Below are 24,663 nucleotides of genomic sequence, written 5' to 3'. Positions count from 1 at the left end.
CTCGGTCTCGGTGGGCCAGAGCCGCCTCGTCGCCGGGAGTGCTCTGGTTCACAATGCTTCGTACACTGCCGATATCGGCACTCGGCCGGCGGGTGTTACTCGCCGCAGGTCAGGACGATCCCGCCCGGCGAGCAAATCCGAGGGAGTCAGTCCATGGTCAGGACGAGCTTGCCCGTGGTGCGATTGGTCTCGCCCCGCCGATGCGCTTCCGCGGCCTGCTCGAGCGGGAACACCTCCGCGATCGTCGCCCGGAGTGTGCCCTGCTCGACCAGTTCGGTGATCGACACCAGGTCGTGGCGGGACGAGTCGACGAGCATGCGGACCGCGCGCACGCCCAGCTGCTCCGCCTCACGGAACAGATCGTCCGACCCCACCGGCAGAATGGAGACCACGATCCCGCCCGGCCGCAGCGTGCGCAGCGACGCCAGTGAGGTCTCGCCACCGATCGTGTCGAGCACCGCGTCCACGTCGGAGACCGCCTCGGCGAAGGCCGTCTCGCGGTAGTCGATCACCTCGTCCGCCCCGAGGTCACGCAGGAAATCATGCTTGGCGGCGCTGGCGGTGCCGATCACGTAGGCGCCGCGGGCCTTGGCTATCTGCACCGCCACGTGCCCGACCCCGCCGGCCGCGGCATGGACCAGCACGCGTTGGCCGGGCTGGATCCGCGCGTTCTCGACCAGTGCCTGCCACGCGGTGAGCGAGACCAGCGGGAGCGCGGCTGCCTGCACGTGATCGAGCGACTCCGGCGTGGGAGCGAACCAGGCGGCGGGCGCCGTCACGTATTCCGCGTGGGCGCCGTGCCCGAACGGGTAGGAGAGCATCCCGAACACCCTGTCGCCCGGCGCGAAGCGGGAAACCCCGATGCCCACCTCCTCCACGACCCCGGACAGGTCCCAACCCAGCACGAACGGGGGCTCACCGAGGAACCCGCCGTTTCGGCGGTGCTTCCAGTCCGTGGGGTTGACGCTCGCGGCGGCGACGCGCACGAGTACCTCGTTGGTGCGTGGCGTGGGCCGGGGGAGGTCGACGACGGCGAGGACGTCCGGCTCCCCGAGGGACTTCTGCTGCACGGCACGCATGGAGGTTTGATCAGTCATACGTCCCAGGGTGGCAGAACCCGTGGCCGCACGCCTGGCACTGGCGGGCCGGGCGGATTCACAACCGGTGCAACTCGACCTCGCCGAGTTGCCCGCCGGAGATGACGGCGGTCATGTATGTGCAGCGCGGCTGACGCCGCCGGTCGGTGGGCGAACCCGGGTTGAGCAAGCGCAGGTCGCTCCCCCCGAACGCCCTCGTCGCGGTGGTGTCCCAGGGGATGTGCGAGTGGCCGAACACCAGGACGTCGGTGTCCGGGAAAGCGGCGGCCGTGCGCTTTTCCCGCCCCGCCGACGCGCCGGTCTCGTGCACCACCGCCAACCGCACGCCGTCGAGGGTCGCGCGCGCCACCTCGGGTAGTCGCTCGCGCAGCTCGGGGCCGTCGTTGTTGCCCCAGCACGCGATGAGCCGCGGTGCCCGTTGCTCCAGGGCGTCGAGCAGTCCCGGGTCCATCCAGTCGCCGGCGTGGATCACCACGTCCGCACGCTCCACCTCGTCCCACACGCGCACCGGGAGATCGCGGGCCCTGGTGGGCACGTGCGTGTCGGCGGTGATGAGCAGGCGCATGCCCCCAGTGTGCCGGGCCGGGCGGGAGCGCCGAGCCGGGTCAGGGAGTCGACTCGAGCGTCACGTCGGTGCCGGCGAGATCGACGGTCATCCCGCCGTCGACCACGTGGACGCCCGTCAGCTCCACACCCTCGGGGAGATCGGCGAGGGCCGAGTCCATCATCGAGATGGTCCCGCCCAGCAGTTCGGCGGGCAGGGTGAAGCCGAAGATCGACGCCTGCTCGGGCGCCAGCTCGAGGTTGCCGCCGGTCAGGCGAGGGGTCACCACCGCCTCGGCCAGACCGCTGATCGACACGCGGAGCGCGCCGGCGGCCGGGTCGGAGGTGACGTCCTGGACCTGGATCAGCCCGCCGAGCAGGGAGTCACCGGTGCCCTGCCCGTCGGCTGCGGCCGCGGTCATGGCCTCGTCAGAGACGAACGCGGTGCCGGTCAGGGAGTCGACGTGGGTGACGTCGCCCTCGGAGCTGACCCCCTCGGCCCGGATGTCGATCGCGGGGGCGGGGCCCGCCGCGCCCGCGGCCGGGGAGCCGTCGGTGGTGATGCGAACCGAGCCGAGGGTCCCGCTGACATAGGACAGCAGCACCGGACGGGCACCCAGCTCGACCTCGGCCGGAGAGCCGAGGGCGGTGGTGACCTCCTCGGACATCTGCTGCTTGATGGAGTTACGCAGGCCCAGCTCGAGGCCGACGAGCCCCACCACGACCAGGACCACCGCGATTCCGGCGATCAGGGCGATGATCGGTCCGCGCCGCCGGCCGCCGCCGCTGGAGGAGGAGGCGGCGGGGAACTGCTGCGTGTCGGCGTGCTGGACGCCGGGCCGGTCGTGGGCGGGGAGTCGCTGGGTGTCGTTCGGCGGCTGCATTGGACCGATTGTCTCCGATCTGCCTGGTGAGGCGCATCAGCGCCTCTTCAGCGGGCGTACAGGATCCGGCTCAGCGGGCTGCGAGCCAGCCGTTCAGGTGCGCGTACTCCTCCGCGAAGAGCCTGTCGAGATGCTGCACGACCAGCTTCTCCAGCTTGCCGCCCAGCAGCGGAACGGTCACCTTGACCTGGCCGGACAGTGATTCGAGCGCGGCGTCCCCCTCGGCCACGGTCTCGCCGCTGCCGGTGATCACACCGAGCCCGCCGGCGGCCTCGGCGCGCGACGTACCGACCAGGCGTGCACCGTCGAACCCACTGAACTGCGTGGTGCGCACCAGGCTGAGCTCACCCGGCAGCACCTTGCGGGCCAGGTCCGGGATGTCCGAATCGGGGATGTGCTGCGTGACGGTGACGGTGATCGTGTCGCCGCTCACCGCCAGGTCGTCGAGAGTGTCCCCGGCCGTGCCCACGGCGCGGAGCCGGTCGGCCCAGTAGGCCTCGTCCGCATAGGAGGCGTGGACGGCCTCGAGGGGGCCGCCGAGCTGGACGGAGTGTGAGAAGCGGGTCGCCATGGGGTCAGACACTACAAGCAGGCGACTACCCTCGGGCGTGTGATCCTGCCCCCCGCCGACTCCTCCGACCCGGTCGTCCGCGCGCTGTGCGACGTCGACGGCGTCGCCGCCGCGCCCCGGACGTCCCTGGCCGAACTGACCACCCTGCGCATCGGAGGCCGCCCCCGGGCGCTGCTCGAGTGCTCCACGGCCGAGGGGGTGGTCGAGTCGGTGCGTGCCCTGGACGCGGCCGACCGGCCGGTGCTCGTGCTGGGCGGCGGCTCGAACCTCGTGGTGGCGGGCGGCGACCTCGATCTGGTCGTGGTGGCCGTGCGCAACCGCGAGGTCGAGTACCTGGACGAGGCCGACGAGCTGATCGTGCGCGCGGGCGCGGGCCTGACCTGGGACGAGCTCGTCGCCGACACGGTCGGGCGCGGGTACGGCGGCCTCGAGTGCCTGTCCGGTATCCCGGGCTCGGTGGGGGCCACGCCGGTGCAGAACGTCGGTGCGTACGGGGTCGAGGTGGCACAGGTCCTGCACCGGGTCCGCTGGTACGACCGCGTGACCGGGGTCGACGAGTGGGTCACGCCCGACGCGCTGGGCCTGGCCTACCGGACGTCGGTGCTCAAGAATTCGGATCGCGCTGTGGTGCTGGAGGTCGAGTTCCGCCTCGACCGCGCCGGACGCAGCGAGCCGATCCGCTACGCCGAACTCGCCGGCCGCCTCGGCGTGGCGCCGGGGGAACGGACCGACCCCGCCCTGGTGCGGCGCACCGTGCTGGAACTGCGGCGTGGCAAGGGGATGGTGCTCGACGACGACGACGAGGACACCTGGTCCGCCGGCTCCTTCTTCACCAACCCGGTGGTACGGGATGAGGATCTTCCCGCGGTGCGATCCCGGGTGGCGGGCAGGCTCGGGGACGGGCCGGCCGGGCAGATGCCCGCGTTCGCGGCGACAGGGGGGACCAAGCTCTCGGCGGGCTGGCTGATCGAGCGGGCCGGTTTCGGCAAGGGCTATCCCTCGTCGTCGTCCCCGGCTCGGCTCTCCACCAAGCACACCCTCGCGCTGACCAACCGGGGGGCGGCCACGGCCGACGACGTGATCGCACTGGCGCGCGAGGTGCGCGACGGCGTCCGGGAGGCGTTCGGCGTGGAGCTGCATCCCGAGCCCGTCTGGGTGGGCTGCAGCATCTGACCCGGGTAGGGGGCGGATCGCGGGAGTGCCGCCGTGACCCCCGCGCCCCCGAAGTAGTACGCGCCTGGCACGCTGGACGGTGACCTCTCGGTCTGACCCGCCCCGCGCGCCCGCCTTCGCGGCGCCGCCCGTCTTATGGAGATTCGCCCGTGGACCTGTTCGCGTACCCGGTGTCGCTCGTCATGAAGTTCTGGCACTGGGTGCTGAGTTTCGTCGTGGATCCGAACTCCGGGCTCGCGTGGGTCGGCTCGGTGATCCTGCTGGTGGTGACCGTGCGGCTGCTGCTCATGCGGTCGATGTGGCGGCAGCAGTACTCCATGCGCAAGATGGCGCAGCTCGGCCCCAAGATGAAGGAGATGCAGCTCAAGTACAAGGACCGCAAGTCTCCCGAGGACCGGCAGGAGCAGGCCAAGGAGATGCAGGCCATGTACTCCGACGCCGGCGTCAATCCGGCGGCCGGCTGCCTGCCGCTCTTCGTGCAGATCCCGGTGTTCCTCGGCCTGTACCACGTGCTGCTGAACTTCTCGCCGCGGGACGTCTCCATCGAGGAGGCGCAGACCATGACGAACGGGGCGTTCGGCCCCGACCAGGTGTCGTCGTTCCTCAACGCCGAGATCTTCGGTGTTCCGCTGGCGTCCTACATCCGGATGCCGCAGGAGGTCATGGATTCGCTGCACCCGGGGCTCGTGCGCGAGGACATCCTCGTGCTGGCCGTGCCGCTGTTCGTGCTCGCCGGTATCGCGACGTTCATCAACATGTGGAACTCCTTCCGCCGGCAGAAGGCGGCCAAGGAGGCCGAGAAGGCGGCGGTCGCGCAGGTGGAGGCCGAGGACCGCGCGGGTGGCCCGTTCGTCGACGGTGAGGTCATCGAGATCGACGGCGAGAAGGTCGAACGCGCGGACGCCGGCACCGGGGACCACGTCGACGGGATCGTCGAGGGCAGCGTTGAAGGCGGCGTCGAAGGGGACGCGGACGAGCGTTCGGCCGATCGTGCGGACGGCACCCCGGGCACGCCCGCCAGGGCTGGCGCTGCGGGTTCGGGCGCTGCAGGTTCCGGTGCCGCTGGCGCCGGTGCCGACAAGCCGCAGGATTTCCAGACCATCGCCGAATCCATGACCGAGTCGATGAACAAATCGATGAAGATCATGATGTACCTGTTCCCGTTCTTCCCGATCGTGGGCGCGTACTTCTTCAACTTCCCCATCGCGATCGGCCTGTACTGGCTCACCAACAACGTCTGGACGGCCGTGCAGTCGCACTTCTTCATGGAGCGGCTCGAGAAGGAACTGCCCATGACCAGCCGCGAAGGGCTGCCGCCCAGCGCGTTCATGTAGGCCCCGCCCCGCCGCAGCCCAGTTGCAAGACATCGACCTCCAGATGCCTGACATCTCGCAGGTTTTCGGCCGGGCTCTCGCACATTCTGTCTTGCAGCTCGGGGGTGATGTCTTGCAACCACCGGTGGGGTCGGGCGGGTTACCGGGTCTTGTGTGGACGTTGCGGCGGGGGTAGTGTGCTGCCAGCACGTCGGCAGCGCACGGCGTCCGGGCAGGGGAGACCCACCGGACGAGGGGCGCAGGGCCGAGAAGCGCTAACGAGGAGTACACAGGACAGTGCGTAACCACAGGTGAGACCCGGCCCATCCGCCACCTCCCTGGAGCACACATGTCTTCCCTCGTCCTGTCGGACGTCGCTTTCGCGTTTCCCGACGACACCACACTCTTCTCCGGCCTGAACCTCGCGATCGGGCCCGGACTCACCGCACTCGTCGGCCGCAACGGCGCCGGCAAGAGCACCCTCCTCCGGCTGATCGCCGGCGTGCTGCCGCCCGCGCGGGGATCGATCGCGGTCGACGGCGTGGCCTGCGCCGCCACCACTGCCACGGGCGCCGCCACCGACCCGACCGCCACCGCCGACCCCGCCGACGTCGCGTATGTGCCGCAGCTGCTGGCCGACGCCCCAGCCGAGCGGACCCTCGCCGATGAGCTGGGGGTCGGCGGCCGGCTCGCGGCGCTGGCGCGGATCGAGGCGGGAGAGGGCGACGACGACGACTTCACCCGCCTCGCCGACGACTGGAGCATTGCCGAACGCACGGTCGCGCAGCTCGACGAGTTGGGTCTGCCCACGGATCTGGGCAGACCCGTGGGCCGGCTGTCCGGCGGGGAGCGCACGCTCGCGGCCGTGGCCGGTCGGCTCCTCGGGCATCCGCGGGTGCTGCTGCTGGACGAGCCCACCAACAACCTGGATGCGCGGGCGCGCGGGAGGCTGTTCGGCGCGCTGGAGCGATTCGTGGCGGGCGGCGACCGCATCGCGCTGGTCGTGAGCCACGATCTCGAACTCCTCGACCGCGCCGACACCACGGTGGAACTCCGTTCGGGCCGGGCCCGCGTGTTCGGCGGGAACTACGCGCACTACCGCGAGGTGGTGGACGCCGAGCAGTCGGCGGCGCTGCAGGCACTGACCGGCGCGCGCAATGACCTGCGGTCCGAGAAGCGGGACAAGGCCGAGGCGCAGGTGGCGCTGGCCCGGCGCGAACGATATGGCAGGAAGATGGAGGCCACCAAGCGCGAGCCGAAGATCATCATGGGGGCGCGCAAGCGGGCGGCACAGGAGTCGGCTGCGAAGTACCGGGCCACCCACGAGCGCGGCGTCGAGCAGGCTCAGGAGCGGATGCGCGAGGCCGATGCCGCGGTCCGCCGCGAGGAGCTGCTGCGCGTCGAGCTGCCCGACCCTCAGCTCCCGGCGGGCCGGGTGGTGGTGGACGTCGAGGACCCCGTCGCCGGCCGTATCCACCTCGCGGGTCCGGCCCGGGTGCGGCTCGCCGGCCCGAACGGGAGCGGCAAGACGACGCTGCTGCGCCGCCTCATCGGGGGCCGTCGCGACGATCCCGCCGGTGACCCCGCGGTGCGCAGCGCGGTGCGTGGGAACGACGACGACACCGCCGTCACCCCGGCGATCGCCACCCCGTGGGCGTTCCTGCCCCAGGACCTGCGTGTCGAGCATCCTGACTGCTCGGTCGTCGACGCGATCCGCGCGGTACGCCCCTCGGCGTCGGCGGAGGAGACCCACGCCCACGCGGCGCGGATGCTGTTCATCGGCGACGCCGGGTTCCGCCGGCTCGGCGACCTGTCCGGCGGCGAGCGGCTGCGCGCGGCACTGGCATCGGAGCTGTTCGCCCGGCCGGTGCCGCAGCTGCTGATCCTCGACGAGCCGACCAACAACCTCGACCTCGAAGGAGTGGAGGTGCTCGCCGAGGCGCTCGCGCGGTGGCGGGGCGCCCTGCTGCTGGTCAGTCACGACGACGGGTTCTGTGACCGCGTGGGGGTGGACGACGTGATCACCCTCGCCTGATCCGCGACCAATCCGAGAACCGACCAGAGGAACCATCATGCGAAAGCTCATCTACTACGTGGCCGTGACCCTCGACGGCTACATCGCCGACCCCGACGGCGCCTTCGACTTCTTCCCGCTCGAGGGAGACCACGGGCCCTGGATCGTCGAGAACTACCCCGAGTCCGTCCCCGGGCACTTCCGCGAGCAACTCGGCCTGGCCGAGACGCCCCCGCGGGTGTTCGACACCGTCCTGATGGGACGGGTCACCCACCAGGTGGCCGTGGACGAGGGGCTTTCCAGCGGCTATCCGCACCTGCGGCAGTACGTGTTCACCAGCCGTCCCGACGACCTGCCGACACAGGAGGGGCTGACCATCACGCCGGAGGACCCGGTCGCCGTGGTCCGCCGGCTCAAGGCGGAGCAGTCGGGGTTGGACATCTGGCTGTGCGGCGGCGGCGCACTCGCGGCGACGCTGATCGACGAGATCGACGAACTCCGGCTCAAGATCAACCCGCTCGTGCTCGGGGACGGCATCCCCCTCATCGGCGCGGCCGCCGCGGAGCCGGGCGCGTCGGCGATGCCGCTCGCGCGGCGGATGAGCCGCGAGTTCGAGAGCGGGGTGACCTACGCGGAGTACGTCCGCTCGGCGTAATCGCGATGGCAGGGCCCCGCGTCTGGATAGGCTGCCGACAGACGGCCACCCCGGGGAGGAGCACGATGCGCAAGCTCTGGAACGTGCTGAGGTGGCCGTTCGTGTTCCTCCTTGTCATCGTCCTCGCGGTTGTCGCGGCGCGCGTCGTCAACCACTTCCGCTACCCCGAACCCGCACTCGCCTTCGCCGAACCCCGGAACGCGGCGGCCTACCCCACGGAGCTGCCGGGCATCGAGGTCACACCGATCGCCGACGGGCGGGTGCGCGGCTTCCACCTGCGACCCGAGACGATCCGACACGAGGGCGTGGTGCTGACCTGGGGCGGCTCCGAGGGCGGGCCCGATTTCGAGCACGCCGAACTGCTGGCGCGCGCGGGGCACGAGGTGCTGTCGCTGTTCTACTTCGGGCAGCCCGGCCAGCCGGAGACGCTGGACCGGGTCCCCGTGGAGACGGCGTCGCAGGCAATCGACTGGGCCGAGGCCAACGCCGAATCGGCCGACCCCGTCACGATCGTCGGGACGTCCAAGGGAGCCGAGCTCGCCGCGCTGCTGCCGACCTACGAGCCGCGGGTCGACAATCTGGTTCTGTTCGCGCCGATGGACCACGTGATGCAGGGGATGGATCAGCGGAACGTGATGTCGTCGTGGACGGTCGGCGGGCAGGACGTGCCGTACGTCGCCTACGCCGACGCGTCCGATCGCGGGCCGGTTCTGAGGCTGGCGCTGGCCTCGCTCCTCGGCGCGCCGATCCACCTGCGGCCGGTGTTCGAGGGGGCGCTCGAGGCGCCGCAGTCCGCCGATGCCCGCATCGATCTCACGCGACTGCCGGGGGAGATGCTGGTGTTCACCGGCGGCGACGACCGGGTGTGGCCCGCCGACGCGGCTGCCCGGCGGATCGCCGAGGACCGGCCGGAGAGTACGGAGATGCACATATACGACAACGCCGGGCACGTGTTCTCCGTGCCCGGCGCGCATGCCGACGGGATGCTGTCCGGTGGATCGGCCGAGGCCAACGCCGCTGCGCTCGAGGAGAGCAACCGCATCCTCGTCGAGAGGCTGGCCGACTGGGCTCGCTGACCGCCTGTCCCGCCAGCCCGCCGTTGTCAGGCGGTTGGGCTCAGACCGCGCCGCCGGCGACCGCGGGCGGGGTGCCCGTGTTGGTGGAGGCGTCGGTCTCGCGGGCGAGGTACTCCTCGATGCGGAACCAGTCGTCGTCCGCGCGCTCGGCGATGGTCACCAGCGTGTTCATGTTGGCGACCTCCTCGACCTGCTCGCGCAGGAACCACAGCATGAACTGCTCGCCCAGCGGATCGGCCTCGGCGCGCGCGGCCTGGAACAGCGCCTCGATCTGGCGGGTGACCTGCTTCTCCTGCTCAAGTGCGAGGCTCAGGGCGCCAACGGGCCCGTCGAATTCGGCCTGGGGCGCCGGTACGGCGGGGATCACGGTGGGGATGTCCCGGTCGAGCATGTACTGGACCATCATCATGGCGTGGTTCCGCTCGCCCAGGCTGTGCTGGTAGAAGCGGGCGGCCAGCTGCGGCAGGTCCTGCGCGTCCGCCCACACGGCGATCGCGATGTACTGCTGGCTGGCGGCGAACTCGTGGCCGACCTGGGCGGAGAGGAGTTCGGCGTAGGTGCTGCTGCTCTGGGTCATGGTGGCGCCTTTCGTGAGGCGGCCTCGACAAGGGTCGAGACGCGCCGGGAGGGGTTCTCCCGAGGGGTCCCACAATAGGACCGCGCGCGGCATCGTGCCAGGTCAGTTAGCCTAACCTGCCAGTGTGAAGCCTAACCTGACGTTGCCTAGCCTCACCTTCTGTAGCGCCGCCGGAGCGTCGTGATCCGGCCCCGGCTCAGCCGCGGTGCGCCCGCATCGCGGAGTGCTGGGCGCGCGGCTTCACCACGATCTGGTCGAGGTTCACGTGCGACGGTCGGCTGGCCACAAAGCCCACGATCTCCGCGATGTCCTCGGCGATCATCGGGGTCAGCCCGCGGTAGACGGCGGCGGCCTTGTCCGCGTCGCCGTCGAACCGCACGCTCGAGAACTCGGTGTCGACCATGCCGGGCGCGATCTCGGTGAACCGCACGGGCTGGCCGAGGTGCTCGCCTCGAAGCGTCCGGTGCAGGACGGCCTGCGCGTGCTTGGCGGAGGTGTAGCCGGAGCCGTTGTCGTACGACTCGAGCGCCGCGATGGAGGTGATGGTGATGACCAGCCCGTCGCCGGTGTCCACGAGCGTGGGCATGAGTCCCTTGACCATCCGCAGCGTGCCGAGGACGTTGGTCTCCCACATCCAGCGCCACTGGTCCTCGTCGGCGTCCATGACGCTGGTGGTGCCCTTGGCGCCGCCGGCGTTGTTGACCAGCACGTGCAGGCGGGAGATGGCCGAGCAGAACGCCGCGCACGAGTCCGCGTCGGTCACGTCGAGGGGCAGGGCGGTGCCGCCGATCTCGGCGGCGAGTGCCTCCAGCCGGTCGGCGCGCCGCGCACCAACGACCACGTGGAAGCCCTGACCTGCGAGTTCGCGGGCGCTGGCCTCGCCGATTCCCGACGAGGCGCCGGTCACCACCGCCACGCGGGTGTCGGCGGGCAGGGCGGCGAGGCGCTCACGGGCGGCATTGTGATCGGTCATGCATCCGAGCGTAGGTGACGACGTCGCGTGCCGTCCGGCTGCTCAACGGCCGCAGGCCGACCGCGAGAGGACTGCTGCGTTATCGATCGACGCGACGGCCGGGGATCATCCCGACCAGCCCGCGCACCGCGCCGCGCGCGATGTCGGCGGTGGAGAAGTAGTCCTGCCAGCCGCAGACCAGGCCGTCGCGCACCTCCAGTCGCCCGCACACCCAGAAGTCGCAGCGGAACCGGCCGATCCCGAGCGAGTCGGTGCGCTCGGTGAGAACGACGTGCGGGGAGCGGGGATCGGTGGGGTCCGCGGGCGCCGACACCGCGAGATGGTGGGTCCGGACCCCGAATCGCACGCTGCGGTGCATCGCGGCGATCGCGCCGACGACGGCGCGCTTGCCGCGCACGGTCGGCAGCCCGATGTTCGCCCACCACACGTCGCCGGAGACCAGCTCCGCCGCGGCGGCGGTCGAGCCGGAGGCGAGGGCGTCGAAGAACATCCGGACGACGACGTCGGGGTCTGTCGCGGTGGTGGTGGCTGCCATTGGCACACGGTAACCGCACGGGGCGGCCCCGGGGGAGGGTCCTCCGCGTTCGGGGGACGTCTCCGATGAGCCGGCGTGCGATAGCGATCGGACTGGCACGATGGCCGACATGACCTCTCCCGCCACGTATTCCCTCGCCTCGACCGTCTCGTCGGACGGCACCACGATCGCCTACCGCGTGCTCGGCGACCCCGCCGCACGTCCGCTCGTGCTGATCCACGGCTGGGCGCAGTCGAGCGCCTGCTGGGGCCCGGACCTCCTGGCCGACCTGGCTACCCGGTTCCGGGTGGTGGCGCTGGACCTGCGCGGACACGGCCACTCCGACGTCGCCGACGCCGGTTACGACTCGGCTGCGCAGTGGGCCGATGACGTCGAGGCGGTCCTGGACGCCGCCGGCATCGTCGACGGGGCGGGCGCGATCCTGCTCGGCTGGTCGTACGGCGGGATCGTGGTCTCGGACTACCTCGCCGCCCGCGGCGAGGGCAGGGTCGCGGGCATCGTGCTCTGCGGCGCCGTCACCTCGGTGTCCCGGTCCGCCGGCGGCGCGATCGGCCCGGCCATGGTCGAGGTCACGTCGAACGGCGCGTTCGACGAGAACCCCGGCAGGGCCGTGGCCGCGCTCGCGAGCTTCGGGAGCGCCATGATGCGATCCGGCGACGGCGCGAGCGGCCAGCGGATCTGCGGACTCTCGCTGGCCACCCCGCCGGCCGTCCGCCAGAAACTGCTCACCCGTCGCGTGGACAACGACGAGACACTGCGCGGCCTGGGCATCCCCGCGCTGGTGATCCACGGTGAGCACGACGGCGTGGTGCTGCCGTCCGCCGGTCAGGCCAACGCCGAGATGATCCCCGGCGGCCGCTACGTGGGCTTCGCCGAGTCCGCCCATGCGCCCTTCATCGAGGAGAAGCCGAAGTTCCTCGCCGAGCTCGACGCCTTCGCCGCCGAACTGTAGACACCCCCGCACCACCCGTGGGGGGCGGGCGAGCGGCGGGCGTTGTCGTCGTCGTCCCACCCGATCCCCGCCCCCTCGCGGCGTGCACCCCGGCGCGCACGGAGGCACAATCGGACTGGTGACCGTTTCCGACCTCCGCCCCGGCCCCGACGCGCCGCTCCCCAAGCGTGTCGCGGTGCTGTCGTTCCACACCTCGCCGCTCGCCCAGCCCGGCACCGGTGACGCGGGCGGGCTCAACGTGTACGTGCTGCAGACCGCGCGGCGCCTGGCCCGCCGCGGCGTCGAGGTGGAGATCTTCACCCGCGCCACCCACTCGTCGCAGCCGCCGGTCGAGGAGGCGGGCGACGGCGTGCTGGTCCGCAACATCGTGGCCGGCCCGTTCGAGGGCCTCCGCAAGGAGGACCTGCCCACTCAGCTGTGCCCGTTCGTCGCGGGTGTGATGCGCGCCGAGGCCGGTCAGGCGCCCGGCCACTACGACCTCATCCACTCCCACTACTGGCTGTCCGGCCAGGCGGGGCTCGTCGCCTCCGAGCACTGGGGCGTGCCGCTCGTGCACACCGCCCACACGCTGGCCGAGGTCAAGAACGCAGTCCTGACCAGCGGAGACACCCCCGAGCCGGAGTCGCGGCGCATCGGCGAGCAGCAGATCGTGGACGCCGCGCACCGGCTGGTCGTCAACACCACCGGGGAGCGCGACGAGCTCGTGGGCTACTACGACGCGGACCCGGCCGACATCGACATCGTCCCCCCCGGCGCCGACCTCGAGCAGTACACGCCCGGCACGCGCCGCGGCACCGAGCAGGCCCGGCGCGCGCTCGGCGTGGCGCAGCGCTCCGAGGTGATCGCGTTCGTCGGCCGGATCCAGCCGCTCAAGGCTCCTGACGTGGTGGTGCGGGCGCTCGCCGAGATCGTCCGGGCCGAGCCGCACCGCGACGTGCGGTTGCTCGTGGTGGGCGGGCCCAGCGGGTCGGGGCTCGAGCGGCCGCGTTCGCTCATGGAGCTGGCCGAGGAGCTGGGCGTCGCCGACCGCGTGAGCTTCCTCGCGCCGCGCCCGCCGTCGGAGTTGGTCGACGTGTACCGGGCCGCGGACATCGTGGCGGTGCCGTCGTACTCCGAGTCGTTCGGACTGGTCGCGCTGGAGGCGCAGGCGTGCGGGACGCCGGTGGTGGCCGCCGCCGTGGGCGGGCTGCCGACGGCCGTCGCGAACGGCCGGACCGGGCTCACCGTGGACGGGCACGATCCGCGCGAGTGGGCGCGGGTCCTCGGATCACTGCTCGACGACGACGAGTTGCGGCTGGAGATGTCCCGCCACGCCCCGGTGCACGCCGCCGAGTTCAGCTGGGATTCCACGGCCGACGGGCTGCTGGCGTCGTACGCGGGCACGATGGCCTCGTACCGCGCGCGGCGCGCGGCGGCCACGGCGTCCTGAGTTCGTTCCAACCCGCGCCTGAGTCCGTTCTAACCCGCGAAGGAGCCACGATGATCGACCCCACCGAGAGCAAGCGCATGGGCGACGACGGCGAGGACGATGCTGCGGCTGGGGACGGTGCCGGTGCCTTCGACGGTGCAGGCTCCTCTGCCGGTGCCGCGTCCGGGCCCGCCCGACGCCCGGACGAGGCAGACGCCCCCACCGTGCAGCGGATCCGCGACTTCCTGGTGGAGCGTGACATCGAGTCGACGCTGGCCGACGGCAACACCTTCGTGGTGCAGCTGCCGGGGGAGAAGCGCCTCAAGACTGCCTGCCATCTCACCGTGAACCGCGAGAGCGTGCGCGTCGAGGCGTTCGTGTGCCGCCGGCCGGACGAGGACTTCGAGAAGGTCTACAAGTACCTGCTGCGTCGCAATCGCCGGATGTACCAGGTGGCGTACACGCTGGACAACAACGGCGACATCTATCTGGTCGGCCGGATGCCGCTGGTCGCGGTGACGGAGGAGGAGCTCGACCGCGTGCTCGGGCAGGTGCTGGAGGCCGCCGACCACGACTTCAACATCATCATCGAGACCGGCTTCCACACCGCGATCCGCCGGGAATGGGAATGGCGCGTCTCGCGGGGCGAGTCGCTGCGCAACCTGGACGCGTTCCGCCACCTCACCGAGGACCTGCCCCAGCCCGAGTAGCGCGCCGCTCCGCCGGCGGAACCGACCCCGGCCCCCCGGCACCGCCCCGCCCGCCCGCCCGGTGACCTGCGCGCCCTCTCTGGACCTGGATTGCCCGGTTACGCACCCGGAATGCGGCATTCCGGGCGCATACGTCTCCGGGAAATCTGCATTCTGGGTGCACACCTCGCGGCGCGCACCCCGCCGCGCACACCTCGCGGCGCGCACCCCGCCGCGCACACCTCGCGGCGCGCACCCCGCCGCGCACACCTCGCGTCGCACAGTTCGCGGTAGCCGACCGCGGACGCGTCGGGTCAGGGGTTGATGGCCTCGGCGACCTTCTTGCGCAGCACCTTGCCCATCGGGTTGGCGGGCAGCTCGTCGAGTTCGACGAACTCGCGCGGCACCTTGTACCCGGCGAGCGAGGATTTGCAGTGGGCGCGGATCGCGTCGACATCGAGCGAGGCGCCCGGCTCGAGCACCACCGCCGCGACGACCTGCTCGCCGTGGGCGCCGTGCCGGCCGACGACCGCACAGTCGGCGATGCCGGGAGCCGTCCGCAGAACCGCCTCTACCTCCGAGGGGTAGACGTTGAACCCGCCGGTGACGATCATCTCCTTGATCCGGTCCACCACGCGCAGGAAGCCGTCGGGGGCCTGCTCCACGACGTCGCCGGTACGCAGCCAGCCCTCGTGCAGCGTCGCCGCGGTCGCTTCCTCGTTGTTCCAGTACCCCGGGAAGACCTGCGGCCCCTTGACCAGCAGCTCACCGGGCTCCCCGGAGAGCACGTCCCGCGACGGGTCCTCCTTGTCGACGACCCGGATATCCGTGTCGGGGAACGGGACGCCGATCGAACCGGCCCGCCTCGCCGTCGACATGGGATTCCCCACCGTGATGGGCGAGGTCTCGGTCATACCGTACCCCTCCACCAAGAGGCCGTCGGTGGCGGCCTCCCACCGTTCGATGAGGTCGGCGCGCAGGCTCATGGCCCCGGAGAAGGAGTTGCGGATGCCCTTGAGCGAGATGCCGCGCTTGTCGGCCTCCTCGAGGATGCGGGTATAGATCGGTGGGACGGCCGGGATGAAGGTCGGCGGCTCCTTGGCGAAGATCGGCATGATCAGGTCCATGTCGGGCGTCGGAACGAGCTGGAGCCGGGCGCCCTGGGCGATGCCGAACACCACGCACATCGTCACCCCGTAGGCGTGGAACATCGGCAGCGAGGCCAGGAACCGCTCCTTGCCGGGCTCGAGCCCTGGCACCCAGGCCTTGCCCTGGGTCGAGTTGGCGACCAGGTTGGCGTGGGTGAGCATCGCGCCCTTGGGAGTCCCGGTGGTGCCGGAGGTGTAGAGGATCAGCGCCACGTCGTCGTTGGCGGGGTAGGGGTGGGAGAAATCCAGTTCGGGGCCGGTCTCCAGGGCCGCCCAGCGCGGGGTGTGCGTGTCGGGGCGGGACAGCTTGTCGCGGGAGGCGCGTAGCGCGGGCACCGGGAGATGCCGCAGGGCGAGGCGCTTGGCGGTGGGGAACGCGTCGAGGAGGTCGACGGCGAGGACGTGCTCGATCGCGGTGTCCGGGCGGGTCGCGAGGTCCTGCACGACGTCGGTGACGACGTTCCACGCCACGACGACCTTCGCACCGTGATCGGCGAAGGGGGCCTCGAGTTCGTCGGCCGTGTAAAGGGGGTTGTGCTCGACGACGATCGCGCCCAGCCGCAGAGCCGCGTAGAACACCACGATGCCCTGGGGGCAGTTGGGCAGGAGGACGGCCACGCGGTCACCCTTGCCCACGCCCAGGAGTCGCAGGCCCTCGGCGGCGCGCCGGACCCGGCTGCCGAGATCGCCGTAGGTGGTCACCCGGCCGAAGAACTCGGTGGCGGGCCGCTCGAAGTGGGCGCTGACGGCCTGGTCGAACTGGTCGCACAGGGTGGTGGTGCCGTAATCCAGGTCGTGTGTGGTCCCCGGCGTGTAGTGGACCGTCCAGGGCCGGTCGGTGGCTTCGGGGGTGTCTCCGGCGTCTGCGGTCATGCTTGCACCGTAGCCGGTGAGCATCGGGCCATAATGGACCTATGACTTACGGAACACTCGTCCTCCTGCGTCACGGTCAGTCCCGGTGGAACGCGTCCAACCAGTTCACGGGGTGGGTCGACGTCGATCTCACCGACCTCGGTCGCGAGGAGGCGGTCCGCGGCGGCAAGCTCCTCGCGGAGGAGGGCATCCTCCCGGACATCGTCTACACCTCGCTGCTGCGCCGCGCGATCACCACGGCGAACATCTCGCTGGACGCATGCGACCGCCATTGGGTGCCGGTGGTGCGGCACTGGAAGCTCAACGAGCGCCACTACGGCAAGCTGCAGGGCCTCAACAAGGCGGAGATCAAGGAAGAGTTCGGCGACGACCAGTTCATGCTCTGGCGCCGCAGCTATGACACGCCGCCGCCGGCCATCGACCCGGGCAACGAGTATTCGCAGACCGGCGACGTCCGCTACGCCGATCTTCCCGAGGTGCCCCTGACGGAGTGCCTCAAGGACGTGGTGGACCGCTTCATCCCGTACTACACCGCCGAGATCGCCCCGCGCATCGCGGCCGGCGAGACGGTCATGGTGGCCGCGCACGGCAACTCGCTGCGCGCGCTGGTCAAGCACCTCGACGAGATCTCCGATGACGACATCGCGGGTCTGAACATCCCGACCGGCATCCCGCTGGTCTACCGCTTCGACGAGGCCGGGAAGGTCACCAACCCGGGCGGCACCTACCTCGACCCGGAGGCCGCCGCTGCCGGCGCCGCCGCCGTGGCCAGCCAGGGTGGAAAGTAGCCCCACCTCCTCGGGCCTGCCTGCGCGCGGGCGACACGCCGATCGGGCCACCGCCCACGCGCGAGGTGAAGGCCCGGTGAACGAGCCGTAAACCCCCGTCTATCTGCGAACTTCGCGCAGGTGGACGGGGGGTTCTGCTTTTCCGGGCGGGATACCCGGGTCGTAGTATCTGGGTCGTGCAGGTCAGTCTGGGGATCTTCCTCGCGATCGTCGCCGGGATCATCGGCTTCGTCGTGGGCGGCTTCGTCATCCCCTTGATCAATGCGCGAGCCGACCGGCGACGTGCGGAGCAGGCCGGGCCGACCAGGCTCGACGTGTTGCGGGCGGTCTATCAGCAGGCGCCGTACGCGCTCGCCGTGGTGGACCGTCACCAGGACGTGGTGCTGTTCAACCGCCGTGCCGACGAATTGGGCATCGTCGAGGACCGGTTGCTGATCGAGCCGGTCTGGACGGCGGCGCACGCCACGTTCGTCGACGACCGGACATCGGTGTTCGACCTGCCCGCGAAGATGGCGGCCGGCCGTCGCCGAATCCCGTCGGTCAGCGGCCGCTGCGAGATCCTGCAGGGCCACGGCGAGCAGTTCGTCGTGGTGTTCGCGGACGACGACTCGGAGCACCGCCGCATGGAGGCCGCCCGGCGCGACTTCGTGGCCAACGTCTCCCACGAGCTCAAGACCCCGGTGGGGGCGATGGCGGTCCTCGCCGAGGCGCTCCTGGAGTCCAAGGACGACCCGGACTCGGTCGAGTACTTCGGTGGTCGCGTGGTGAGCGAGGCGCAGCGGTTGGGCAAGATGGTCACCGAGCTCATCGAGCTCTCCCGTCTGCAGGGTGCCGAGCGGATCCGCGACCCGGAGCCGGTGGACGTCGACGACGTGGTGGACGAGGCGCTCCGGCGGGCGGCGGGCGCCGCGGAGACGGCCGGGATCGAGCTCATCACCGACTCGCCGTCCGGGCTGGAGATCAAGGGCGACTGGACCCTGCTGGTCACCGCGTTGGCGAACCTCATCTTCAACGCCATCAACTACTCGCACGAGCGCACGCCGGTGTCGATCACCCGGGGGATCTCCGGCGACACCGTGATGCTGCGGGTCACCGACCGCGGGATCGGTATCGCCCCCGAGCACCAGACGCGCGTCTTCGAGCGCTTCTTCCGCGTCGACAAGGCCCGTTCCCGCGCGACCGGCGGCACCGGTCTGGGGCTCGCGATCGTCAAACACGTCGCCCAGAACCACAACGGCGCCGTGTCCCTGTGGAGCCGACCCGGAACCGGGTCCACCTTCACTCTCGAACTCCCGGCCCATGTGGAGCCGGATTCCGGCGGGACAACTCCCGCCACAGAGCACGTCGATCAAGGAGAGGACCAGGTGCCGTGACCAGGGTGCTGATCGTGGAGGACGAGGACTCGCTGGCGGACCCGCTGGCCTTCCTGCTCCGCAAGGAGGGCTTCGACGTCACCATCGCCGGCGACGGCCCGACCGCGTTGGAGAGCTTCGAGGCCGAGGGCGCCGACATCGTGCTGCTCGACCTCATGCTCCCCGGGATGTCGGGAACCGACGTGTGCAAGCGACTTCGCGTGACCTCGAGCGTGCCGGTCATCATGGTGACCGCCCGGGACAGTGAGATCGACAAGGTCGTGGGGCTCGAACTGGGCGCCGACGACTACGTGACCAAGCCCTATTCGGCCCGCGAGCTCATCGCGCGTATCCGGGCGGTCCTACGCCGCGGGGCCGACAAGGAGGCGGACGAGCCCGAGGAGATCGGTGTCCTCGAGTCGGGGCCGGTGCGAATGGACATCGAGCGGCACACGGTGACGGTCCGCGGGGCGGCGGTGACGCTGCCCCTCAAGGAGTTCGATCTGCTGGAGTACCTGCTGCGCAACTCCGGCCGGGTGCTCACCCGCGGGCAGCTCATCGACCGTGTGTGGGGTTCGGACTACGTCGGCGACACCAAGACCCTCGACGTGCACGTCAAGCGCCTGCGCTCGAAGGTCGAGCAGGATCCGGGCAAGCCGGTGCACCTGGTGACCGTCCGCGGGTTGGGCTACAAGTTCGAGCCCTGACCCGCTGCGCGTGCGAGGCGGGTCGGCAGCCGGTGTCAGGCCCCGCACGCGCGGGCGGTCGCCGGGTGCGCGGCCACGATGCCCAGCTGTCGCCGCCGCGCACAGGCCGCGGCCAGCACCTCGTACGGCTCCTCGCCCAGTAACTCGACCAGCTCGTCGCGCAGCGAGACGTAGACGGGCTCCGCGCCCACGTGCGCCTCGGGCGAGCCTGTGCAGTACCAGTCGAGGTCCAACCCGCCGGGACCCCAACCGCGGCGGTCGTACTCGCCTACACGGGTGTGGAGGATCTCCACCTCGTCGGCGCGGTCCTCCCAGTCGTGGGTCACGCGCAGCGGCAGCTGCCAGCACACGTCCGGCTTGGACTCCGGCAGACTCCGCCCGGTCCGCCCGGCCATGTGGTGCAGGGCGCAGCCCGACCCGGCCGGCCAGCCGGGGTCGTTGAAGAAGACGCAGCGCCCGCCCAGTTTGCGGGTCCGCAGCGCCGGCTCCATCTCGCCGTCGTCGCCCGTCAGTTCATCCTCCTCGAGCCACACCTCGTTCTCGGAGTCCTCGGCGGCGGCGGCCGCGAACGCGGCGTCGCGATGCTGCCACTCGCCGGGCGCCAGGAGCGAGACGTTCCGGGTGAGGCGCTCACGGTCCTCGTCGTCCGAGAGGAACGCGCCGTGCGTGCAGCACCCGGACTCCGGTTGGGAACTGTCGATGCCGTGGCAGGCAGGGGTGCCGAAGACACACGTCCAGGACGAGAGCAGCCACGTCATGTCCACTGAGATGAGATGCTCGCCGTTCGTCGGGTCGGGAAAGCTGTACCACTCGCGAGGGAAGTCCAACGGGACCTCGGGGCGAGGGATACCCGGGGTTGCGGAAGGTTCGGTGGCGGTCACAACCAGCGACCGTAGACCGTTTAGGGTGGGCGTGTGAGATTAGGTGTCCTGGACGTCGGGAGTAACACGGTTCACTTCGTCGTCGTCGATGCGCATCGTGGTGGCCACCCCACGCCCATGAACGACTCCAAGACCCGCCTGCGTCTCATCGAGTACCTGGATCAGGACAACAGCATCACCAAGACCGGCATCGCCCGCCTGATCGACGCGGTCAACGAGGCCGCCGATCTCGCCAAGGCCACCAAGTGCAAAGAGGTCATGGCGCTGGCGACCTCCGCCGTGCGCGATTCCGCGAACTCGGACGAGGTGCTGGCCAAGGTCGCCAAGGAGACGGGCGTCGAACTGCGGGTGCTCTCCGGTGAGGACGAGGCGCGCATGACATTCCTGGCGGCACGGCGATGGTACGGCTGGAGCGCCGGGCGGATCCTCAACCTCGACATCGGGGGTGGTTCGCTCGAGCTGACCAGCGGGGAGGACGAGCTGCCGGAACACGCCTTCAGCCTGCAGCTGGGTGCCGGCCGTCTGACCCACGACTGGTTCAAGACGGACCCGCCGGAGCGCAAGCGCATCAACCAGCTGCGCGACTACATCGATGCGGAGCTGGAGGGCCCGGCCAAGGAGCTGCGTGCCGCCGGCGATCCGGATGTCGCCTGCGCCACCTCCAAGACCTTCCGGATGCTGGCACGCCTGACGGGCGCGGCGCCGTCGTCCGAGGGACCGCGGGTCGAGCGAATTCTCACCGCGGCCGGTCTGCGCCAGGTGATCGCGTTCATCTCTCGCATGACCGCCGCGGACAGGGCAGAGTTGGAGGGCGTCAGCGCTGATCGTTCGTATCAAGTGGTGGCCGGCGCATTGGTCGCGGAGGCGTCCATGCGTGCATTGGGGTTGGAAAGTGTGAAAATCTGTCCGTGGGCTCTACGTGAGGGGCTCATTCTTCAGCGTCTCGACCGGGACGTGGGCGGCGACGGGAAGGGAAGCTGACGATGGCCGAGGATTCTGACGGTCAGCAGATCACCGTGGCGGAGCTGCTCAAGCGCATGGGCGCGGAGCAGCAGGAGGTCGCGCCCACCGGGCGTCGGCGCCGCCGTGCTGACGAGGGTGGGGTGAGTGTTTCCGAGCTCACCGGTGAGATTCCGCGCATCACCGATGACACGGTCCTCAGTGGCCGTGCGGCGCGGCGTCATGCGCGCGAGGCGGATGCTGGCGAGGGCGGTTCGTCGCCGTCGGCGGACGAACCCCGGGCGACGGGCGACCCGACCGGTGCGGGCGCGGGAACCGCGCAGCCGGGGGCGGCGGGTAGGACGACGACGACGCCGCCCACCCCGCAGCCGTCCACCCCGAAGTCGGGGCAGGCTCCCGCGTCGGCGTCGCAGGCGCGCCCGTCGGCGACACAGCAGCCGCCGACCGCGCAGCAGCCTTCGGCGGCCCAGACCGCCAGGATCCCGGCCCAGCAGCCGGAGGCCCGGCAGCAGGCACCCACACAGCAGGTGCCCGCGCAGCAGCCGCCCGCCCCGGGGACCGGTGCTCCCGCGACCGCGGACGAGGCGCCCGAGGGGCAGCCGCAGGAGAAGCGTCGCGGTCTGTTCGGCCGTAAGCGCAAGGAGAAAGACTCGGCCGCGGCCGCGCGCCCGTCGGGCGCCTGGACCCCTGACGCGCGTGACGATCGCGGGCCGTCCCGGGCCGGTGTGGCCGGTGCCGCGGCAGCGGGTGGCGCTGCTGCCGGTGCCGCGGGTCTCGCGGGCGCCGCGACCGGCTCGGGTGCAGGTTCCCAGACCGGTCCCGGGCAGCCGGCCGCTGCGCAGACGCAGCCTCAAACGCAAACGCAAACGCAAGCGCCGACGCAGCCGCAGGCCAAGGGCCCCACCGCGGGGGACTCCACCGCGGGGGACACGGCCGGTCGGGCGGACTCCGCCCCGGCCCGGCAGCAGGCGTGGGGCGTGCCGACCGGCAGTGGCTCCACAGCCCACAGTGCTCCCGAGGCCCCGGCCGGCGCGGTCGCCGCAGCCGCGGCCACCACGGACAAGACCGCAGACAAGGCCACAGACACGAACAGCGATGCGGCTCCCGTCGCGACCGCGCCCGCTCGAGGCGTCAAGGACGCTGGCGCGGTGACCGGTTCAACCGCCCCCGAGGGCACTGACACGGACGGCCGCGAGGGCTCCTTCGGCCGAGCCGCTGCCGCTGCCGCGGGCGGCGCCGGCGTCGCCGGGATGACCGCGGCCGCGGTCTCCGGTGACCGGGACTCCGCACCGGCCACGACGGACCGGTACCGCGACGCCGACCCGGACACCGCGCGTGCCGATCACGCGGACACCGAGCGGTCGCCCGCGTCGCAGTGGATGATCCTCGTCGCCCAGGTGCTCGCCTCCGCGGTCGCGGGCGCGGCGCTGTTCATCGGCTTCCAGTTGCTGTGGACCGACCTGCCGTGGGTGGCGTTCGCACTGGCGATCATCGTGATCGTGGGGCTCGTCGCCATGGTGCGCGTGCTGCGCCGGTCGAATGACACGGTCAGCATCGCCCTGGCGGTGATCGTGGGCATAGGCGTGACCTGCGGGCCGCTCCTGCTCAGGCTCGTCACCTAGCGGCTCCGCACCAGCACGTACCGACTCCGCCCGCATCCGCTTCCGGATGCGGGCGGAGCTCATTTCGGCGCGCGCGTCAGCGGGGCGGCACGCCGGGGCCGGCCCGCGGCGGTGTGGCACTGTAATGGGCATGACGAGAATCGCAGTGGTCGGTGGCGGACGTATCGGAGAGGCCCTCATAGCGGGACTCCGCGAGGCCGGGACCCCGGGGTCGGACATCGTGGTGATCGAAGCCGTCCAGGCCCGCGCCGACGAGTTGGCCAAGAAGTACTCCATCCTGCCCACGTCCCTCGACATCGGGTGTGAGGGCGCCGACGTGATCGCGATCGCCGTGAAGCCGCAGGACGTGCCTGCGGTGACCGAGCGGGTCGGCGACGCCATCTCCGACAGCGTCCACGAGTCGATCGTGGTCTCGCTCGCCGCGGGCGTCTCGACCGAATCGCTCGAGACCAGACTCAGCGCCGGCTCCCCGGTCGTGCGGGTCATGCCCAACACGGCCATGCTCGTGGGCCAGGGCGTCTCGGCGATCTGCAAGGGCCGCTTCGCGCGCGACGAGCATCTCGAGCAGGTGCGGTCGATCATGGAGAGCGTCGGCGCCGTCGTCGTCGTCACCGAGGCCCAGATGGACGCGGTGACGGCAGTGTCCGGATCCGGCCCCGCCTACTTTTTCCTCCTCGCCGAGGCGCTGATCGACGCCGGAGTGGAGCAGGGCCTGCCCCGCGACGTGGCCACGACCCTGGCCACCGGCACCGCGCTCGGCGCGGGCGCGATGCTCGCCGGCGGCGGCGAGGGCCCCGGACAGCTCCGCTACAACGTCAGCTCGCCGGGTGGCACCACCGCGGCGGCGATCCGCCGCCTCGAGTCGGGAGGCCTGCGCGCGGCGGTGGCCGATGCGGTCGAGGCCGCCGCGTCGCGGTCCCGCGAGATGGCGCGGGCCGTGATCCAGGACGACGACGAGATCGACTGACCCAAGGCTCACGCCCACCTGCACGCACCCGCCGGCCTCGAAGAAGACGGCCCGGGCGGCTACCGGGAGGGCGAAGCGGCGAGGGACGCGACCCGCCAGGTGAGAGAAACCCCACCTGGCGGGTCGTCGCTTTTAGCACAACCCCAGTTCAGAACGGGTGACCTCAGGTCTCGGCGGCGTGTCATTGAAGTAATTCGCCCACTCCCGTCGCATTGATCACACCTTTCACGCTAGGCTCATCTCCAGCACGTGCGTGTCCGTACCGCAGGAGGGGAAGCCTGCGGCGCGACGCGTGCCACGAAGGGTTGTGACGATGGCGACTACCGACAAGACCGAAGGCGGCTCGCAGCCGGCGGGGGGCTCTCAGTTCCTCACCGTTGCCGAGGTGGCCGCGCTGATGCGCGTGTCCAAGATGACGGTCTACCGACTCGTGCACTCCGGCGAGTTGCCGGCCGTCCGGGTGGGGCGCTCGTTCCGCGTCCACTCCAAGGCCGTGCACGAGTACCTCGACACCTCGTACTTCTCCGCAGGCTGACCCGACCGGGGCGGAGGCACATTCCGTCCCGGACCCATTTTCGTCGCGGACCCGCCTGCAGGTAGGCTGGACTGGTTCCGTCCCGGCTCGAGAAGCCCGCTTCAGGCGCCGGAGCGCAAGCCAAGGTCCACGACCAGTAGTCGACAGGTAGGTGACCCCGATATGGGTTCTGTGATCAAGAAGCGCCGCAAGCGTATGTCCAAGAAGAAGCACCGCAAGATGCTCCGCCGGACTCGCGTGCAGCGTCGCAAACTCGGTAAGTGAGTCCCGCGGCGCGCTGACCGCGCCCGGACTCACGCCTGTAGCAGATGCCCGTCGCCCCAGTGGTGGCGGGCATCGGTGTATTTCCGGCCGGGGCCGGTTCGCACGG

General features: G+C 71.1%; 25 protein-coding genes. 16 read left to right on the top strand and 9 right to left on the bottom strand.

The annotated features are described in order from the left end of the window. Positions 1 to 146: 146 nt before the first annotated feature. The 4 genes from K3888_RS01680 to K3888_RS01665 form a co-directional block, all read right to left on the bottom strand. Positions 147 to 1,097, bottom strand: a complete 951-nt coding sequence (locus K3888_RS01680) for an NADP-dependent oxidoreductase (protein WP_230928478.1) — start codon at positions 1,095 to 1,097, stop codon at positions 147 to 149. A gap of 58 nt (positions 1,098 to 1,155) precedes the next feature. Beyond that, positions 1,156 to 1,662, bottom strand: a complete 507-nt coding sequence (locus K3888_RS01675) for a metallophosphoesterase family protein (RefSeq protein ID WP_230928477.1) — start codon at positions 1,660 to 1,662, stop codon at positions 1,156 to 1,158. A 40-nt stretch (positions 1,663 to 1,702) separates the two neighbouring features. Further along, the gene (locus K3888_RS01670) at positions 1,703 to 2,524 is read right to left on the bottom strand and encodes an LmeA family phospholipid-binding protein (RefSeq protein ID WP_230928476.1); all 822 of its coding nucleotides are present in this window, start codon (positions 2,522 to 2,524) and stop codon (positions 1,703 to 1,705) included. 70 nt (positions 2,525 to 2,594) lie between these two features. Next, a complete protein-coding gene (locus K3888_RS01665) occupies positions 2,595 to 3,095 on the bottom strand; it encodes a DUF2505 domain-containing protein (protein WP_230928475.1) in 501 nt (166 codons plus the stop codon). 84 nt (positions 3,096 to 3,179) lie between these two features. Here K3888_RS01665 and K3888_RS01660 point away from each other — a divergent pair, with 84 nt between their 5' ends. From K3888_RS01660 to K3888_RS01640, 5 genes are all read left to right on the top strand, one after another. After that, positions 3,180 to 4,268 (top strand): UDP-N-acetylmuramate dehydrogenase, encoded by a 1,089-nt coding sequence (locus K3888_RS01660; RefSeq protein WP_230928670.1) that lies wholly within the window; start codon positions 3,180 to 3,182, stop codon positions 4,266 to 4,268. A gap of 149 nt (positions 4,269 to 4,417) precedes the next feature. Continuing rightward, positions 4,418 to 5,602 (top strand): membrane protein insertase YidC, encoded by a 1,185-nt coding sequence (yidC, locus tag K3888_RS01655; protein WP_230928474.1) that lies wholly within the window; start codon positions 4,418 to 4,420, stop codon positions 5,600 to 5,602. Positions 5,603 to 5,930: 328 nt separating this feature from the next. Further along, positions 5,931 to 7,616 (top strand): ATP-binding cassette domain-containing protein, encoded by a 1,686-nt coding sequence (locus tag K3888_RS01650; RefSeq protein WP_230928473.1) that lies wholly within the window; start codon positions 5,931 to 5,933, stop codon positions 7,614 to 7,616. Between the two features lie 37 nt (positions 7,617 to 7,653). Continuing rightward, positions 7,654 to 8,250: a dihydrofolate reductase family protein gene (locus K3888_RS01645; protein WP_230928472.1), complete on the top strand. Its 597-nt coding sequence runs from the start codon at positions 7,654 to 7,656 to the stop codon at positions 8,248 to 8,250. A gap of 65 nt (positions 8,251 to 8,315) precedes the next feature. Then, positions 8,316 to 9,326 carry an alpha/beta hydrolase family protein gene (locus K3888_RS01640; protein WP_230928471.1) on the top strand — a complete coding sequence of 337 codons (1,011 nt, stop codon included), beginning with the start codon at positions 8,316 to 8,318 and terminating at the stop codon, positions 9,324 to 9,326. A 40-nt stretch (positions 9,327 to 9,366) separates the two neighbouring features. Here K3888_RS01640 and K3888_RS01635 read toward each other — a convergent pair whose 3' ends face one another. The 3 genes from K3888_RS01635 to K3888_RS01625 form a co-directional block, all read right to left on the bottom strand. Beyond that, a complete protein-coding gene (locus K3888_RS01635) occupies positions 9,367 to 9,903 on the bottom strand; it encodes a ferritin (protein WP_230928470.1) in 537 nt (178 codons plus the stop codon). Between the two features lie 196 nt (positions 9,904 to 10,099). Continuing rightward, positions 10,100 to 10,876, bottom strand: coding sequence for an SDR family oxidoreductase (locus K3888_RS01630; protein WP_230928469.1), 777 nt, complete (start codon positions 10,874 to 10,876; stop codon positions 10,100 to 10,102). 79 nt (positions 10,877 to 10,955) lie between these two features. Beyond that, on the bottom strand, positions 10,956 to 11,411 hold the full coding sequence (locus K3888_RS01625; protein WP_230928468.1) for a limonene-1,2-epoxide hydrolase family protein: 456 nt from the start codon (positions 11,409 to 11,411) through the stop codon (positions 10,956 to 10,958). A gap of 100 nt (positions 11,412 to 11,511) precedes the next feature. On the opposite strand from K3888_RS01625, the gene K3888_RS01620 reads away from it, so the two are divergent. The 3 genes from K3888_RS01620 to K3888_RS01610 all read left to right on the top strand — a co-directional run bounded on the left by K3888_RS01620 (position 11,512) and on the right by K3888_RS01610 (position 14,481). Next, complete coding sequence (locus K3888_RS01620) at positions 11,512 to 12,363, top strand: alpha/beta fold hydrolase (RefSeq protein ID WP_230928467.1); 852 nt, start codon at positions 11,512 to 11,514, stop codon at positions 12,361 to 12,363. A gap of 118 nt (positions 12,364 to 12,481) precedes the next feature. Next, on the top strand, positions 12,482 to 13,792 hold the full coding sequence (gene mshA, locus K3888_RS01615; RefSeq protein ID WP_230928466.1) for a D-inositol-3-phosphate glycosyltransferase: 1,311 nt from the start codon (positions 12,482 to 12,484) through the stop codon (positions 13,790 to 13,792). A gap of 50 nt (positions 13,793 to 13,842) precedes the next feature. After that, positions 13,843 to 14,481, top strand: a complete 639-nt coding sequence (locus tag K3888_RS01610) for a type III secretion system chaperone family protein (protein WP_269074653.1) — start codon at positions 13,843 to 13,845, stop codon at positions 14,479 to 14,481. Positions 14,482 to 14,774: 293 nt separating this feature from the next. Here K3888_RS01610 and K3888_RS01605 read toward each other — a convergent pair whose 3' ends face one another. Further along, a complete protein-coding gene (locus tag K3888_RS01605) occupies positions 14,775 to 16,481 on the bottom strand; it encodes a long-chain-fatty-acid--CoA ligase (protein WP_230928465.1) in 1,707 nt (568 codons plus the stop codon). A 41-nt stretch (positions 16,482 to 16,522) separates the two neighbouring features. Here K3888_RS01605 and K3888_RS01600 point away from each other — a divergent pair, with 41 nt between their 5' ends. The 3 genes from K3888_RS01600 (at position 16,523) to K3888_RS01590 (ending at position 19,328) form a co-directional block, all read left to right on the top strand. Continuing rightward, entirely contained in the window at positions 16,523 to 17,269 is a 747-nt protein-coding gene (locus tag K3888_RS01600) for a phosphoglyceromutase (protein WP_230928464.1), read from the top strand. A 176-nt stretch (positions 17,270 to 17,445) separates the two neighbouring features. Beyond that, complete coding sequence (locus K3888_RS01595) at positions 17,446 to 18,642, top strand: sensor histidine kinase (protein WP_230928463.1); 1,197 nt, start codon at positions 17,446 to 17,448, stop codon at positions 18,640 to 18,642. Further along, entirely contained in the window at positions 18,639 to 19,328 is a 690-nt protein-coding gene (locus tag K3888_RS01590; RefSeq protein WP_230928462.1) for a response regulator, read from the top strand. Before K3888_RS01595 ends, K3888_RS01590 begins: the two co-directional genes overlap by 4 nt. Positions 19,329 to 19,363: 35 nt before the next feature. Here the strand turns inward: K3888_RS01590 and K3888_RS01585 are convergent, their stop codons facing one another. Next, positions 19,364 to 20,209 carry a DUF3109 family protein gene (locus K3888_RS01585; protein ID WP_230928461.1) on the bottom strand — a complete coding sequence of 282 codons (846 nt, stop codon included), beginning with the start codon at positions 20,207 to 20,209 and terminating at the stop codon, positions 19,364 to 19,366. Positions 20,210 to 20,242: 33 nt separating this feature from the next. Here K3888_RS01585 and K3888_RS01580 point away from each other — a divergent pair, with 33 nt between their 5' ends. From K3888_RS01580 to K3888_RS01560, 5 genes are all read left to right on the top strand, one after another. After that, positions 20,243 to 21,190, top strand: a complete 948-nt coding sequence (locus K3888_RS01580; RefSeq protein WP_230928460.1) for a Ppx/GppA family phosphatase — start codon at positions 20,243 to 20,245, stop codon at positions 21,188 to 21,190. 2 nt (positions 21,191 to 21,192) lie between these two features. Further along, on the top strand, positions 21,193 to 22,791 hold the full coding sequence (locus tag K3888_RS01575) for an Rv0497 family membrane protein (RefSeq protein WP_230928459.1): 1,599 nt from the start codon (positions 21,193 to 21,195) through the stop codon (positions 22,789 to 22,791). A 130-nt stretch (positions 22,792 to 22,921) separates the two neighbouring features. Beyond that, entirely contained in the window at positions 22,922 to 23,758 is an 837-nt protein-coding gene (gene proC / locus K3888_RS01570; protein WP_230928458.1) for a pyrroline-5-carboxylate reductase, read from the top strand. Between the two features lie 313 nt (positions 23,759 to 24,071). After that, positions 24,072 to 24,293, top strand: coding sequence for a helix-turn-helix domain-containing protein (locus tag K3888_RS01565; protein ID WP_230928457.1), 222 nt, complete (start codon positions 24,072 to 24,074; stop codon positions 24,291 to 24,293). Positions 24,294 to 24,455: 162 nt separating this feature from the next. Further along, positions 24,456 to 24,557 (top strand): 30S ribosomal protein bS22, encoded by a 102-nt coding sequence (locus K3888_RS01560; protein ID WP_003855542.1) that lies wholly within the window; start codon positions 24,456 to 24,458, stop codon positions 24,555 to 24,557. Positions 24,558 to 24,663: the final 106 nt, after the last annotated feature.

This window comes from Dietzia aurantiaca, assembly GCF_021033825.1.
Lineage (GTDB): Bacteria > Actinomycetota > Actinomycetes > Mycobacteriales > Mycobacteriaceae > Dietzia > Dietzia aurantiaca.
This window is presented reverse-complemented; position numbering and strand designations above follow the sequence as displayed.

Bases quoted from the DNA above. Each gene is read 5' to 3' on its own strand.
- K3888_RS01680 (WP_230928478.1), bottom strand. From the start codon at position 1,097: ATGACTGATCAAACCTCCATGCGTGCCGTGCAGCAGAAGTCCCTCGGG.
- K3888_RS01675 (WP_230928477.1), bottom strand. From the start codon at position 1,662: ATGCGCCTGCTCATCACCGCCGACACGCACGTGCCCACCAGGGCCCGC.
- K3888_RS01670 (WP_230928476.1), bottom strand. From the start codon at position 2,524: ATGCAGCCGCCGAACGACACCCAGCGACTCCCCGCCCACGACCGGCCC.
- K3888_RS01665 (WP_230928475.1), bottom strand. From the start codon at position 3,095: ATGGCGACCCGCTTCTCACACTCCGTCCAGCTCGGCGGCCCCCTCGAG.
- K3888_RS01650 (WP_230928473.1), top strand. From the start codon at position 5,931: ATGTCTTCCCTCGTCCTGTCGGACGTCGCTTTCGCGTTTCCCGACGAC.
- K3888_RS01645 (WP_230928472.1), top strand. From the start codon at position 7,654: ATGCGAAAGCTCATCTACTACGTGGCCGTGACCCTCGACGGCTACATC.
- K3888_RS01640 (WP_230928471.1), top strand. From the start codon at position 8,316: ATGCGCAAGCTCTGGAACGTGCTGAGGTGGCCGTTCGTGTTCCTCCTT.
- K3888_RS01635 (WP_230928470.1), bottom strand. From the start codon at position 9,903: ATGACCCAGAGCAGCAGCACCTACGCCGAACTCCTCTCCGCCCAGGTC.
- K3888_RS01630 (WP_230928469.1), bottom strand. From the start codon at position 10,876: ATGACCGATCACAATGCCGCCCGTGAGCGCCTCGCCGCCCTGCCCGCC.
- K3888_RS01625 (WP_230928468.1), bottom strand. From the start codon at position 11,411: ATGGCAGCCACCACCACCGCGACAGACCCCGACGTCGTCGTCCGGATG.
- K3888_RS01620 (WP_230928467.1), top strand. From the start codon at position 11,512: ATGGCCGACATGACCTCTCCCGCCACGTATTCCCTCGCCTCGACCGTC.
- K3888_RS01610 (WP_269074653.1), top strand. From the start codon at position 13,843: ATGATCGACCCCACCGAGAGCAAGCGCATGGGCGACGACGGCGAGGAC.
- K3888_RS01605 (WP_230928465.1), bottom strand. From the start codon at position 16,481: ATGACCGCAGACGCCGGAGACACCCCCGAAGCCACCGACCGGCCCTGG.
- K3888_RS01600 (WP_230928464.1), top strand. From the start codon at position 16,523: ATGACTTACGGAACACTCGTCCTCCTGCGTCACGGTCAGTCCCGGTGG.
- K3888_RS01575 (WP_230928459.1), top strand. From the start codon at position 21,193: ATGGCCGAGGATTCTGACGGTCAGCAGATCACCGTGGCGGAGCTGCTC.
- proC (WP_230928458.1), top strand. From the start codon at position 22,922: ATGACGAGAATCGCAGTGGTCGGTGGCGGACGTATCGGAGAGGCCCTC.
- K3888_RS01565 (WP_230928457.1), top strand. From the start codon at position 24,072: ATGGCGACTACCGACAAGACCGAAGGCGGCTCGCAGCCGGCGGGGGGC.
- K3888_RS01560 (WP_003855542.1), top strand. From the start codon at position 24,456: ATGGGTTCTGTGATCAAGAAGCGCCGCAAGCGTATGTCCAAGAAGAAG.